This is a genomic window from Methylotuvimicrobium alcaliphilum 20Z (assembly GCF_000968535.2).
In the GTDB taxonomy this organism is placed as follows: Bacteria; Pseudomonadota; Gammaproteobacteria; order Methylococcales; family Methylomonadaceae; genus Methylotuvimicrobium; species Methylotuvimicrobium alcaliphilum.
On sequence record NC_016112.1, the window covers coordinates 1453461 to 1467821 of the forward strand.

Annotated in this window: 9 protein-coding genes and 1 pseudogene; 5 read left to right on the forward strand and 5 right to left on the reverse strand. The window is 46.5% G+C overall.

The window, feature by feature from the left end:
- Nucleotide 1: 1 nt before the first annotated feature.
- Nucleotides 2-1231, forward strand: a complete 1230-nt coding sequence (locus MEALZ_RS06355) for an ISL3 family transposase (RefSeq protein ID WP_014147788.1) — start codon at nt 2-4, stop codon at nt 1229-1231.
- Nucleotides 1232-1237: 6 nt separating this feature from the next.
- Nucleotides 1238-1354: pseudogene (locus MEALZ_RS23135) on the forward strand (ATP-binding protein); the annotation flags it as partial.
- 166 nt (nt 1355-1520) lie between these two features.
- Here MEALZ_RS23135 and MEALZ_RS06360 read toward each other — a convergent pair.
- The 4 genes from MEALZ_RS06360 to MEALZ_RS06375 all read right to left on the reverse strand — a co-directional run bounded on the left by MEALZ_RS06360 (nt 1521) and on the right by MEALZ_RS06375 (nt 6223).
- Nucleotides 1521-3014 carry a Ni/Fe hydrogenase subunit alpha gene (locus MEALZ_RS06360; protein WP_014147789.1) on the reverse strand — a complete coding sequence of 498 codons (1494 nt, stop codon included), beginning with the start codon at nt 3012-3014 and terminating at the stop codon, nt 1521-1523.
- A gap of 180 nt (nt 3015-3194) precedes the next feature.
- On the reverse strand, nt 3195-3734 hold the full coding sequence (locus MEALZ_RS06365; RefSeq protein ID WP_046061026.1) for an NADH-quinone oxidoreductase subunit B family protein: 540 nt from the start codon (nt 3732-3734) through the stop codon (nt 3195-3197).
- Complete coding sequence (locus tag MEALZ_RS06370; protein ID WP_014147791.1) at nt 3727-4443, reverse strand: 2Fe-2S iron-sulfur cluster-binding protein; 717 nt, start codon at nt 4441-4443, stop codon at nt 3727-3729. The genes MEALZ_RS06365 and MEALZ_RS06370 overlap by 8 nt, the downstream gene beginning before the upstream one ends.
- Before the next feature lies 1 nt (nt 4444).
- The gene (locus tag MEALZ_RS06375; RefSeq protein ID WP_014147792.1) at nt 4445-6223 is read right to left on the reverse strand and encodes an NAD(P)H-dependent oxidoreductase subunit E; all 1779 of its coding nucleotides are present in this window, start codon (nt 6221-6223) and stop codon (nt 4445-4447) included.
- A 1079-nt stretch (nt 6224-7302) separates the two neighbouring features.
- On the opposite strand from MEALZ_RS06375, the gene MEALZ_RS06380 reads away from it, so the two are divergent.
- On the forward strand, nt 7303-8370 hold the full coding sequence (locus MEALZ_RS06380; RefSeq protein WP_014147793.1) for an OmpA family protein: 1068 nt from the start codon (nt 7303-7305) through the stop codon (nt 8368-8370).
- 591 nt (nt 8371-8961) lie between these two features.
- Here MEALZ_RS06380 and MEALZ_RS06385 read toward each other — a convergent pair.
- Nucleotides 8962-10242 (reverse strand): hypothetical protein, encoded by a 1281-nt coding sequence (locus MEALZ_RS06385; protein WP_014147794.1) that lies wholly within the window; start codon nt 10240-10242, stop codon nt 8962-8964.
- 647 nt (nt 10243-10889) lie between these two features.
- Here MEALZ_RS06385 and MEALZ_RS06390 point away from each other — a divergent pair.
- Nucleotides 10890-13136: a fused MFS/spermidine synthase gene (locus MEALZ_RS06390; RefSeq protein ID WP_014147795.1), complete on the forward strand. Its 2247-nt coding sequence runs from the start codon at nt 10890-10892 to the stop codon at nt 13134-13136.
- Nucleotides 13137-13665: 529 nt separating this feature from the next.
- Nucleotides 13666-14346 carry an ERG2 family protein gene (locus tag MEALZ_RS06395; RefSeq protein WP_223842353.1) on the forward strand — a complete coding sequence of 227 codons (681 nt, stop codon included), beginning with the start codon at nt 13666-13668 and terminating at the stop codon, nt 14344-14346.
- Nucleotides 14347-14361 lie beyond the last annotated feature (15 nt).

Sequence of the window (14361 nt, forward strand, 5' to 3'; positions counted from 1 at the left end):
CATGAACAGTGAAACTTTATTCAGCATGGCTTTAGGCCTGCAACCTCCTTGGCAGGTCAAAGCTGTGACCTTTTCTACAGATGAATTGGCCCGTAGCGAACTTCATCTGCATATCGATTTCGTGACTGGCTCGCGCTTCTTAGACGACGCGAATAACCTCTGTCCAGTGCATGATACCGTAGAGCGGCAATGGCAACATTTGAGCTTTTTTGAACACACCTGTTACCTCCATTGTGCGGTGCCGCGCATTACCACGACCGATGGCAAAGTCCGTACTGTTGACGTTCCTTGGGCACGGCCAGGCAGTGGTTTTACCCTGTTATTCGAAGCCTTAGCGCTAGCCTTGATTGAGCGGGAAATGCCGGTCAACCGAGTCGCCGAGATACTGAAGGTCAATCCACAGCGCATCTGGACTATCTTTAATCACTGGATTAGCAAGGCAAAAGCAGCCGATGATCCGAGCATGATAACCAAGCTGGGCGTCGATGAAACCTCGACCAAAAAAGGCCATCATTACGTTACGCTGGGCGTTGATTTGGATGAAGCCCGCGTAATTCATGTCACCGAAGGTAAGGGTAAGGCAACGCTGCAAAGTATTCAGCAACACCTTGAAGATAAAGGTGTTGATAAAGAACAGGTGGAGCAAATCAGCATGGATTTGTCACCGTCATTTATTGCCGGTGCTGCCGAATCATTCCCGTCTGCACAAATTACCTTTGACCGATTCCATGTTGTGAAATTATTGAACGAGGCCATGAATCAGGTGCGCATTGCCGAACGCAAAGAGCATGATGCTCTGAAAGGTCACAAATACACTTTTCTAAAGAACCGGGAAAACCTATCCGACAAAAAAGAAAAAGAGCTGGATGAACTGATACAACTGTACCCCACGCTGGGCGAAGCTTATCGCTTAAAAGTGCTATTCAATGATCTCTGGGAAATGCCCGACAAACCGACAGCGGAGGCTTTTTTGAGGCAATGGTGCGATGCGGTGGACGCAGCCAAAATTCCAGCGTTTATCAAGTTCGCCAACACAGTTCGAGGACATTGGTCGGGAATTGTGCATTTCGTGGAATCACTCATTAGTAACGGCATTCTTGAAGGCATCAATAGTAAGATTCAGCTGGCTAAACGGCGAGCCAGAGGCTATCGCAACATCAACAATTTCATTAATATGATTTACTTCCTATGTGGAAAGTTGAAATTTGATTACCCACTGTATTTCACATAGAGCCTTTTTATCGATGACAACGTCGCCGTACCCATCGTCGACCGCATCATCCATCATTCACACATTTTTATGCTGGGAGGGGAAAGTTATCGACTCAAATCAAAGCTAAATCAAGCATCGTAACCCTGGAAAAGTGGCTCAATTTAAATGGCCAAAACTGGCTCAATTCTGTTGGCCATTGACAAAATGGACGTATTCACGGCGTCCTGTCAAGCGAGTCACCAAACCGCTACAAAGCCTACTACTTGTATAAGTTATTTTGTGTATATTCCTTAGACGGTTTTTTCGATTAAAAGGGAGTAATAACACCATCGCTATGTTTAACTAATTTATCGATGAGTTGCCCGTCCGCGTCGATTAACTCCAATTGCAAAGGCATTTTTCCGACCGCGTGGGTTGCGCAAGATAAACAAGGGTCGTAGGCGCGGATCGCGACTTCTAGATTATTTAATAGCGGTTCGGTCAATTCGCGACCGTTTAAATATTCAGCAGCGACCTGACGGACCGATTCGTTCATCCCCATGTTATTGCTGGTTGTTGAAACGATCAAATTGGCGCGGGTGACAATGTCGTTTTCATCGACTTGATAATGATGAAACAGTGTGCCGCGAGGGGCTTCGATCACGCCGATGCCTTCGAATCGCTTTTCACCTTGCGCGACGAGGTCGTTACTCATGATTTCCGGGTCGTTCAGTAAGACTTTGATGCTTTCGGCGCAGTGTAGCGTTTCTATCATGCGCGCCCAATGGGTTGCCAGCGTGCTATGAACCATTGCTTCACCGCCGTGTTGTTTAAATTCGATGCGAGCCGCCTCGGCCAACGGGGTGTCGATATAGTCGCAGTTATTGACGCGGGCCAGTGGGCCGACGCGGTACCAGCCGTTTTCCTTACCTTCCGACAACAAATAAGGAAACTTCATGTAGGTCCAGGAACGGACTTCTTCATGAATATAATCGTTGTAGCGACAATAATCGACATGGTCGAGGATGGTTTTGCCGTTGTCTCTTTTCGCGCGCAGACCTCCGTGATAAAGCTCCAGCGCACCGTCCGGACGGGTGAGGCCCAGATAATTACTGCGTATCGTCGCGAAATCGTCGTAATAAGGCAGATTCGAACAATGGACTCTTTTGACCAGTTGTACCGTTGCTGCCGCCCATTCGATCATTTGATCGATATCGGTCAACAAATAATCGCGCTCTTCACGGGATAACGGTTTGTTCATGCCGCCGGCGATTGCTCCGGTGCCGTGAATGCGCTTGCCGGAAATCATGCGGATTACTTCTTGTCCGTATTTGCGAAGCTTGACACCCTGTACGCCGATTTCAGGGTGCTCGGCCAATACCGCGATGATGCTGCGTTTGCCGATCTCGCTTTCGAAGCCGAACAATAAATCCGGGCTCGACAAATGGAAAAAATGTAAGGCGTGGGACTGCATAACTTGGCCGAAATGCAGCAAGCGTCTTAATTTGGTTGCGGCTGGAGGCAGATTTTCCGGGTCGATGCCGACGAGCTGATCGATTGCCTTGGCGGCGGCTAAATGATGACTGACCGGGCAGATGCCGCATAGGCGCTGCACTAAAACAGGTAGCTCCCAATAAGGACGACCTTGAATGAAGCGTTCGAAACCTCGAAACTCGACGATATGCAAGCGGGCCTGTTGGACCTTATTGTTTTCATCGAGCAATAATGTGACTTTGCCATGGCCTTCGACCCGCGATACCGGATCGACCACGACACGTTTAAGGTTTTCCGGGCTGGCGGCTGTTTCTAAATGTTCGTACATAAGTGTTCTCGAATAATTTTATTGACTCGCGCAGAGGCGCAGTATTTATTTCATGGTTCGCTCAATGATAGGGTTCATCGCGCAAACCCTGTGGACTGCCGAGATCTTAATAATGCTGTTCTCAGCGCCTTTGCGGGAAATAATTAATCCTTTCGAATTAACTCAGCGCGAGAATACACATCAATCATAATGCACCAACTCGTAAGGCAGTGACGGTTCGCGGCCTTCGAGCAGGTCGGTCAAAAATTTCCAAAAAACATCGGCCGACGGCGGGCAGCCCGGTAGGAAATAGTCGATCTTGACGATTTCATGAATCGGGCGAACCTTGTCCAGCAATAAAGGTAGCTCCGGGTCGCTTGGAATCTGCGGGTTTTCGACGCCAATACCGTCTAAGTACGCTTCGCTAAGGCATTCTTCGAGTGGTATAAAGTTGCGCATCGCCGGCAAGCCACCGTTGATGGCGCAGGCGCCGACCGCGACCAGTGTTTTGCAGTTTTTACGAAATTCGCGCAGCACATGAACGTTTTCCGAATTGCAGACGCCTCCTTCGATTAAGCCGATGTCGCAATTCGTGCAATGTTCGATGTCGGTAATCGGCGAACGGTCGAATTCGACCGCCTCGGCGAGTTGCAGCATGCGTTCGTCGATGTCGAGAAACGACATGTGGCAACCAAAACAGCCGGCTAGCGATGTGGTTGCGACTCTGATTTTATTAGTCATGGCTCTCATGCTCCGTTTCCAAGCTGACTTGATCGATTTGTTTATGATCGTAAATACGTTGTCCGATCGGGATCGTATAGCCGGTTCGTTTGATCAGAATCGCTCCGGTCGGACAGATGTGCGCGGCTCGGTCGCTGGGATCGATATCGCTGTCTTTTAACTGCCCGGACTCGGAATTAACGATCAAGTGCTTGTTAATACCGCGGCCTGAAATCGCAAAAACGTCTTTACCGTCGGCTTGTTGGCTGGCCCTAACGCATAAGGTGCAAAAAATGCAGCGATTATGGTCGATCATGACGTCCGAGTGGCTCGCATCCATTTTACGTTCCGCGTAAAAATGCGGAAAATGATTGTCGAGCATATTCAAATGGTATGCGACCCCTTGTAATTGGCAGTTCCCGGATTTTTCGCAGGACGGGCAAAAATGATTGCCTTCGACGAAAAGCATTTGCGTGATTTTTTGGCGGTCCTGATTGATTTCGGTCGTTTCGCTCAATACATCTTGGCCCTCAGTTGCCGGGAATGTGCAAGCCGAACAAGTGCGGCCATTGACATTAACGTTGCATAACTTACAGCTGCCGTGCGGCGTGAATTCCGGATGATGACAAAGATGCGGAATGTAAACGCCGGCCGCAGTAGCGGCATCCATGATGGTTTGTCCATCTTCGAATGGAATGGGCTTGCCGTCCAAGGTAAATGTTTTGCTCATGCTATTCCTCCACCTGGGCTAGATGTGCCCCTGCATCATTACGGTTTGCCATGCGTCTGGCAGTTTCAAGGGAAGCGTTCAAATCGAAGCCGGGCTCGTAACTGATTTTTTTCAATTGGCTTTGGTATAAGTCCGGATACCTCTCTAAGGTATGAATGATCGGGTTGGCCGCCGTTTGGCCTAAGCCGCAATGGCTATGGTTTTTGACTAGGCGAGTTAGTTCTTCAAGTGCAACCACATCGCCGGCCGAACCGTGGCCGTCGACGATTTTGTCGAGCTGTTTTTTCAATAACGAAGTACCGACTCGGCAAGGCGTGCAGAAACCGCAGCTTTCATGCGCGAAGAAGTCAGTGAAATTACGCACGATATCGAGAATGTTGCGTGTCGAATTAAAAACGATGAATGAGCCGCCCGTGGCTAAATCCTCGAATCCTAGTATGCGATCGAGTTCCTGGTTGGAAATAAAGGTGCCGGAAGGCCCGCCGATTTGAACGCCGAGTACATCATGGGCATCGCAATCCTCCAGAATTTTCCGTATCGTAACGCCAAATGGATATTCGTAAATGCCGGGACGTGCGCAATCACCGCTAATGCTAAGAATTTTGGTCCCTTGGGATTTTTCCGTGCCTTTAGCTGCGAACCAAGCGCCCCCGTGTAAGGCAATGTTAGCGGTGGCTGCGAAAGTTTCAACATTGTTGACGACGGTCGGCTTGTTTAAATAGCCTTGGGAAACAGGGTAGGGCGGGCGGTTTCGCGGAATACCGCATTTGCCTTCGAGCGATTCGATGAGTGCCGATTCCTCGCCGCAAATATAAGCACCGGCACCGAGGCAAATTTCGATATCGAAATCTAGGCCTTTGCCGAGAATATTGTTACCGAGCAAACCGTTCTGACGGCGTTGTTCGAGAACGTTTTCTAATTTGTGATAAAGGTGAAGATATTCGCCGCGTAAATACAGAAATCCTCGCTTGGCGCCGATAAGTGCCGCGCAAATAGTCATGCCTTCGAAAACATGGTCGGCATAGCTATTTAGTAATACTCGGTCTTTGAATGTTCCGGGTTCGCCTTCATCGGCATTGCAGACCACATAGCGTTCTTGTTCCGATTCTTCGGCGCAAAATCGCCATTTCATCGCCGTTTTAAAGCCTGCGCCGCCTCGGCCTCTGAGTCCGGATTGATCGATTTCCGATAGTGTTTCTTTTAGGCCGCGTGCGAAAGTCGATTGTAGACCTTCTCCGGCGGTAAGGCGACTGCTCAATAATAAATCGGATTGATAGATGTTATCGCCGACCTCAAAGAATTCCTTGGGCCAATCCTCAACTGCCATTTGTTCGTCGATTAATTGTGCGATCGCGTCGATTCTAGGCCGGTCAAGTCGAGTGATCGCGTGGCCATTGATGAGCCCGGCAGGGCCTTGATCGCACATGCCGGTGCATGAAGTATTATCTAGGCTAACCAAGCCGTCTTCACGAACGCTGCCGGGTGACACGGAAAGTTTGTTAGATAGATAGTCCATCAAGTTGTGTTTGCCGAGCATGTGATCGGTAATCGAATCGCTGATCAATATATCGTAACGTCCGCGAGGCGTTAAATGAAGAAAGCTATAAAATTCGATAACGCCGATAATGCGTGTTGTTGGAATGTTTAATTCCTTGGATAACAATCGAATGGCTTGGTTCGGAATGTGGAAGTATCGCGCCTGAACGGCACGTAATATTGCTAAAAGCCGAGTTGGGCGCCTTGCGTGGGTTTCAACGAGATTTTGAATGAACGATTCCATGGTGTCTCTCTGCTGCGCTGGGTTATGACGGAGGGCTTAAGTCCAACTATATGCCAATATTAAAAAAAATACCATTACATAGAGTGAACACAGTGTTTTCGAATGTTGGCAATTTCAGCATAGTTTGTCAGTTGGGCTCTGTATAAGGGTTATTCGGCTGGTATGACCTCGCTATCTCCGTTGAAAGTTGCGATTCCGGACTCAGGGATGCTCACGATTTTCGTGAATAAACTAAAACATTCACGGCGTAACTATTCAGCCCCCCGGCAATTATCGTTCCCACGCTCTGCGTCACTACCATTAAGTTAAGGATTTTTCCGTTCGCCCTGAGCCTGTCGAAGGGTGAATGGAAAAGCCTGGGTCGATAAGTTAAGGCGTCCATGGTTCGACAGGCTCACCACGAACGGCTTAACTTAATGGCAGTGAGGCTCTGCGTGGGAACGCCTGAGTACCGCTCCAGCGGTACGAGACGCTAGATCGTCTCGGTCTTCATTCCCACGCCGGAGCGCATAGGTATCTACACAAGTTTTCAGCTTTATAAAACAATTAGTTAAGTTAATTTTTCTGTGATCTAGGATAAAAAAGTAGATTAAAAACCTAAATTTTTAGTCCCTATCTTCATAATAAACCAGAAGAAACTTTATAACAGCATGATTTTAAATGATAAAGATGTGTAGATACTTATGGCCGGAGCGTGGGAACGATAGGGGGTGTGAATAATTACTTCACGGCATATATAAAGCCTGTTATTTTGTTTGTTGTTGCGAAAAAAATACAATCTTGGCGTGGCGATAACAAAACATTTAATTAGCTAAATAAAGTATTAAATTTAGAGTCTATTGCTATTGATAAATAATGTTTTTTAAATAAAAACTAGGTTGATAGAAAAATAATGATGTAAACTATACGCCACTTGAAGTTGTATAAATACGGCAGGTGTTTGTTGTAAAAACACAACGGACTTTGTTAAAATTGCATGCAATTTGAGTTTTTCTTAAAAAGTAACCATTTTTCATATCGGTCATTCCTATCAAGACCCCCGGTTTGTTGAAGGTTTTTTATTCAACTTAGAGGTTGTTATGTGTTTAAAAAAAATAATGGCTAGTGCTTTATTGGCAGGATTTGTCGCCATTCCTTCGGCTTGGGCCGAGGAGCCGCAAGATGATCGCTGGTATGTTGCGCCATTCGGCACCTTCATCAAATCAGGTGGCGACCGTGGTGCTAAAGACGGCTGGGGCGGCGGTATGGGCTTCGGGAAAATGCTTAACGACCATTTCAACGTCGAGTTAAGAGGTTTTTACCAAGGTTTCAGTGGCTACAATAACGCCGAAACAGGCCAAACCAAAGGGCGTTGGGATTTAACCGGCGGTTCAGCGGATCTACAATATTACTTTTTTCGCGATACCTTTTCTCCATATATTGTTGCCGGCATCGGCGGCATGAATACCAGCGTGCCTGGGAATAGCGCAGCTTCGATTACCGGCGAAGGCGGTGTCGGCTTTACTTACGAATTGCATGATAACTTCCTGCTGCGGAGTGATGTGCGTTACCGTTACAACAATAACTTCAACGCCAATCTGCGTCCCGGTACCGAGGAATATCATGACATGACCGTTAATGTCGGTTTTGTGATTCCATTTGGAGAAAAACCGAGAGCGGCAGTTACGCCTGTGAAATTCGAACCAGCCCCAGCAGCTGCCCAGGATTGTTCGACCCTGGATTCTGATGGAGACGGCGTCAACGATTGTTTGGATAAATGCCCGGGTACTATTTCCGGGAGTAAGGTTGATGCGCAAGGCTGTCCTATTAGTATCGAGCTCAGAGGTGTGAACTTCAAATTCGATTCTGCCGAACTGACCGAGGAAGCAAAGGCAATTTTAGATGGAGTCGCTGAAAAACTGATCGCCTATCCGCAAGAAAAAGAAATCGAAGTTCAAGGTCATACCAGTAGTGAAGGTGGCTACAACTACAACATGAGATTGTCTGAGCGCCGTTCGCAATCGGTTGTTGATTACCTGAGAGCCAAAGGAGTAACCGATAGTATGCACGCTAAAGGTTACGGTCCCAATCGCCCTGTTGCCGATAATAGAACCGAAGCAGGTCGAGTTCAAAACCGCCGTGTAGAATTGATCTGGATGGAAAATTAAGTAATAATTTTCATCGGTTTTGAACATAAAAACCCGCTTTCGAGCGGGTTTTTTTATATCTGGGGGGGGGGCAGCGCACCCTTTGTGCACAGTCCGCCATGAACCGAAAGTGAATGATTAAAACGCATGCGACGCAATAATATTTTTTTAAAGAGCAGACTCCACCTTAAATTAGGCCGTTTTCTGTATTGACGTTGGGGTCAATTTTATAAAACACTCAATTCCCTTCATTATCTTCATGCCCTTCATGGTAATAAAAAACAAGCTATACCTTTCGCACTTCAAATTTCGGCAGTGCCTAAGGAGGCGCCGGGGTACCTAGCAAAGGCTTTGCGAGCATGGAGCTGGCATAGAGCCTACATGGAGGTATTTACCCAGCACCTAAATTCCATAGCCCATTGGCCATGGTTAATTGTCTTGGATAATTCATCCAGCACCTAAATAAGCCATGATTTTGAATCATTGCCAAAGACCTATGGAATTTAGGTTCTGGATTTAGGTGCTGGGTCCACGGCGTCCTTTGACGGGCACCCCGGCGCCGAATTTTGATCTGCGATGAGCATATAAACATTGTGCAGCATCAGCACCTAATCAAAACTTATCGGCATTCCATTGATAGGACTCCATGATGTCTTTACAAAGACCAGGCTCTTGGCCGCTGATCCAGCCTTCCCCTCTATCGAAACCCTCAGGAAGATCGGCAAGAGTTGGACCGAATTTGCGGGTTTTGCATCCTTGGGACTGAGGGTTGTCGCAACAGCATTTCATTGCGGCGACATGTTTTTTTATCACGGCCGGATCGACGGTAATCGGCGGCATCCAGTTTCTTTCACTCGGACCCGAAGTTAGCCAGGTGCTCAGCGTTTTGTCCGGATGACCCGTGGCAAGTTCAAAACTATAACCGCAAGTTCCGGAGGTCGTCATTTTATGGCACTGAGTGCAGAGTTGTGGTTCACCATCGATAGAATCGGTTGTAATCTGGAGAATATTATGATTATTGAAGAAATTTTGAAAAGGCTTGCCAACCGCTAAAAAGGGTAAAGGCGCCATCGTGTAAATATCCGGTAGGCCGTGTTTTGAATTAATGTACGGACTGTATTTGACACCGTGCGCATTATGGCAGGCAACGCAACCGGCTTCTGCGGTAAACGCCGGCGATTTAAAAGCCTGGTTGGCATCACGGTACCAAAGATCCTGCGGAAAGTCTTTCGGTGGTCTTGCTTGCTCCGGATTGTATTGATCTAAATAATCGTCCTTGCTAGGCAGGGGGGCATCGAGGGGCGGCAAAAAACCGACCACTGCTTCGCCATATTGAGTGAGATAACAACTTTTTCCTGTTTTTGTATTCCGCAGGATAATGCCGATATCGTTAAAAGTATTGTAAAGATAATAGAGTTCGGTTCTCTCGGTGCTAGATGCTTTCTCAAATCGTTCTTTTCTTTGCTGCTGGTTCATGCCGAGATTGGCTTTGGTTTTTCGAAACCAATCTTTTTCGAATTGATTTCCTTTTTGCCGGCAGTTGAGCGCCATGATGTTGTCGTCATCGAGTTGCTTAATTTGTAAATGCGAGTAGGTCCAGCAGCCCATATCGCCGCCCAGCCAATGCGGGTTGTCGCATCTTTTCGAGTTGGAGAGGAGTTTTTCCCAGTTATCTTCTTGAATTTCTTTTTTGTCTACATAAATAGGCACTTGTGTGCCGTCTAAACATGAGAGTACCGGCAATTTTCGGGTGATCCCAAGCTCAGCTTTGCATGCCTCTACATGCTGAAGAACGGTATAGTCCGATGTGGCATCATGAGTGCTGGGACGGTAAATCCAGTATGCAATGACAGCGATAATCAGTGTAACTGTCAGGATTAGTGTTGTTTTCATAGTCTACTACCTCTTAGGATTTCGTGAAAAATAACTTCCTGGAGCTATGAGTTTTGTAGCGGGTTCGGTAACTCGCTTGACAGGACGCCGTAAACCCAGTACCTAAATTCCATAGCCTATTGGCCATGATGGATTACATAGATAATTTAGGTGCTGGGTAAATACATCCGTGTAGGCTTGACGGCGGCTTTCCCTGCCGCCGACACCTGCCAATCGAGCAACCGAACCTGCTTACCCTGCATTAAAAATAGGGAAGTTATTTATGACCGAATCCTTAGTTTATTAGGTTTGTTATAGAAAAGAGGTGTTGCCGGTTGAGTCATTAAATAAATAACGCTTTAGCTTTTTTTATGCAAGCACTAGCCATAAAAATTTTAAGGTTATTGTCATGTAACGGACATGAGCGCTTTGGTGTCGGCTTAACTAGAATCAATAAAAACAATAAGTTATTTAGTTACTGTGCGGAAAGGTAAGTTTTTTTAATCAAGGGCTTGAAAAAATGTGAAATCGATCATAATATCCAACTATTGCAGTCAAGAAATACTCGTCCGACACGCCCATAAGCCTGTCGATCATTATTGCCAAATTAGAGGTTAGTCCGGTCAAAACTTAATTTTCACCGTAAATTAGTTATTTAGGGGGGGCGTATGGACATTACACATCAAAGTGAAATCAGACGCGATAATTTTCCTATCTTCTTGTTCGCGTTGACGTTATTCAGCAGTGCTTCTTTAATGTTTGTTTTACAACCGATGTTTGGGAAAGCGCTTTTGCCTTTATTAGGCGGCTCTGCATCCGTATGGAATACCTGTATGGTGTTTTATCAGAGCATCCTCTTTCTGGGCTATCTCTATGCCCATTTTCTCTCCACTCGCTTTGGCTATCGAAAGCATCTTGCCATCCATCTTTCGATACTGCTTATCAGTCTTTATTTCCTTCCGGTAAGTATCCCTGAGGGTAGCAGGCCGCCCAGTTCGGAAAATCCCAGTATTTGGTTGTTGTCGACTTTATTTGTGTCGATAGGCTTGCCGTTTTTCGTGTTGTCCACTAACTCGCCCTTATTGCAAAAGTGGTTTTCAAAAATCGGCCATCAGACCAGTAACGACCCTTATTATCTTTCGATCGCCAGTAATGCCGGCAGCTTGATCGCGTTATTGAGCTATCCTTTTTTACTGGAACCCGCCATCGGTATTAGCCAGCAACAGCAGTACTGGAGTGCGGGTTTTCTTGTACTGATAGGCTTGATTTCATTGTGTATGCTAGTTCTGAAACAGCAGCACTTTCAACCTGCAGTCAATAAGGCATCAAGTATTAATCTAGTCGAAAAGCCTGAACCGAAATTACAAATTCAATGGTTATTATTGGCGTTTGTGCCTTCTAGTTTGTTATTGGGCACGACTAATTTCATCAGCATCGATATCGCTACGGTGCCGTTGTTATGGGTTATTCCTTTAGCCTTGTATTTGTTCTCATTTATTTTGGTATTTTCCGGTTACGGTGCGGCGATTCATAAAAAAATATTATTGATACAGCCTTGGCTGGTTGCACCCTTTTTGATTTACTACTTTTCGAATCAAAAACTGGCCTCTTTTTCAGTTGAATTATTGATTCATTTATTCGTTTTCTTTATATCCATCATGGTATGTCATGGGGAGTTAGCTAAGAAACGCCCCTCGACAAACTATCTCACTCAATATTATTTAATCATGTCTTTCGGCGGCATGCTCGGCGGTATTTTTAACAGCTTTATCGCGCCGTTTATATTCAGCTCGATTTACGAATATCCACTGATGATTGTTTGCGCATTGCTGTTGAACCCAATCAATGGCATTGGTCAGTATGTTAAGGAACATTTGGCGAAAATTATTTTTAGCGCTTACTTCATTACGTTTGCGGTCATTTTATCGATCAGTGTCAAACAACTGGACGATGCATTTCTCATTAGTTTTGCGATTATTGCTTTAATGGGCGCAGCCTACTTTCTATTTAAAAAAAATTCGTTGTATTTTCCTTTGGTTGGACTGTTGGTATTGTCCTGTGCGGCTCCGGAAAAACATCAAGGCGGAGACCAGCTCTTACATCAAAGCCGAAATTTTTATGGCGTATTGTCGGTCAAGAAAATTTCGGATCTCAATGTCGACAACAATACGCACACATTGCATGAAATTTATAGCGGCACAACCCGGCATGGCTTGCAGTTGTTGAACGATGTCAATCGACAATGCACGCCGAACGGCTATTACAGTCCGCAAGGGCCTTTGGGTTCCATTTTTGCGAATTACAACAACCAAAACAACACTTGGCGGATCGGAGTTGTCGGTCTTGGAGCTGGAGAAATGGCCGGTTACGCCAAAGCGTCTCAACACTGGACATTTTTCGAACTCGATCCGGCCGTTGTGCAGATCGCAACGAACCCAGAGTATTTTACTTATTTAACGGATTGTATCAGCGGTTACGACATTCAAGTCGGGGACGCCAGAATCACATTGGAAAATCAACCAAATCCTTTTGATTTATTGGTTATCGATGCGTTTACTTCGGATTCGATACCGACCCATTTGCTCACCAAGGAAGCTTTGGAGTTGTATTTTTCTAGGCTGGAAAATCACGGTTTGTTGGTTTTCCACATTTCCAACCGTTATCTGGAGCTGAAGAAGGTGTTGGCGGATCATGCGGAAAAATTGGGATTGACGCTGTTGCTGCAAGAATTTAGGCCTGAGCAAAATATTCCTTTTGTTTATCGATCGGATTGGGCCATTCTGGCTCGAAAAGAAGCGGACCTTCTGCCTTTAGTCAATGCCGACTTGCAGCATAATTGGCAAAGAGTGCCTCATTACGCCGATGCTCGTTCATGGACGGACGATTTCACTAGCATCATGAACGTTTGGAAATAAGCTATATACTTTCGCGCTTCAAATTTCGGCAGTGCCTAAGGCGCCGGGGTTCTCGTTCATACGCATCAAGCTAAAAACGGCCAACCCGCATCGTGCTCTTTCCCAAGCCCCAGCTTGGGAAAGACACTCCGGAAGCTCCAGCTTCCTGTGACCGATATAACATTCCCAATCAGCCCCGATCGCTCGTCTAATCTTCCTTGATTGTCGTGAAGCTGGAGCTGGGTAACAGCATATTTTAGTCTATGTGACCTCGATGCCATTTATTGTATCTGGGTATTCTCGGCCGTCCCTAATCTAACGTTTGGTGAGGGAGCATAGAGACTACAGCGCCTACTCCTTTTATAGTCAAAAAATGGCTAACTTTATGAAGGTATGGGTGTGGCTAGCGAGGATGTCGGCAGCAGGGCAGATTTTTGCTCCTGCAAAATCTGCATTCACGCCATCCTTGGCGTTTGAGCTGCCGTCAAGCCTCCATGGAAGGTTTCACAGGTCCTGCCTGGCGAATGACCGCATCCTCACCACTCTTTCCATGCTTTCATTTACCGTGGCGATTACCAGGCCTTCATCAACCTTACTGTTTCGGAAGGTTATTTCGTGTATATTCCTTAACACCCCTCAAGCTCGACAAAGGAGGAAGTCAGTGAGCTATATATTCGATATCGATCGTCTTCATGCCATTGCTTTGCAAGGAATCGGGAAGACCCACGACGAAATGGTGAAAGTAATAGTGGAAGAAACCGCCCGGGCCTACCCCAAACACGTCGATTCCAATCCAAATCGCCGATGGCTATTCAGCTTGACGGCGGGTGCGACCGGTGTGATGACGATACTCCATGCATCTTTTACTGAATATTTGATCATTTTCGGAACGCCGGTCGGTACGGAAGGCTTTTCCGGCCGCTACCGCATGGAGATACATGATTTTTTTATGGCCGGTGAGGTTTGGACTTATCGGAAAGACCGTTGTGGAGTACGCGAAGTGGCAGGGCCCGGCGATCATACCGTTCTGGAACGTGGTAGCGTCAATGGGTTTAAGATCCCTGATTCGGCTTGGATGTTGGAATATGGCCGAGGATTCATACCATCCGCTTTTCCGCTTATTCTAGGCGATGTGGTATTCAGTGCCGTCGATGGGACGACCTTGGCCGAGACGGTTTGGTTATACGGAAAAATGGCGTTACGGGAGCTGTTAGTCAATCAGAAGTTTTAGTATTGAAAAGGAGCG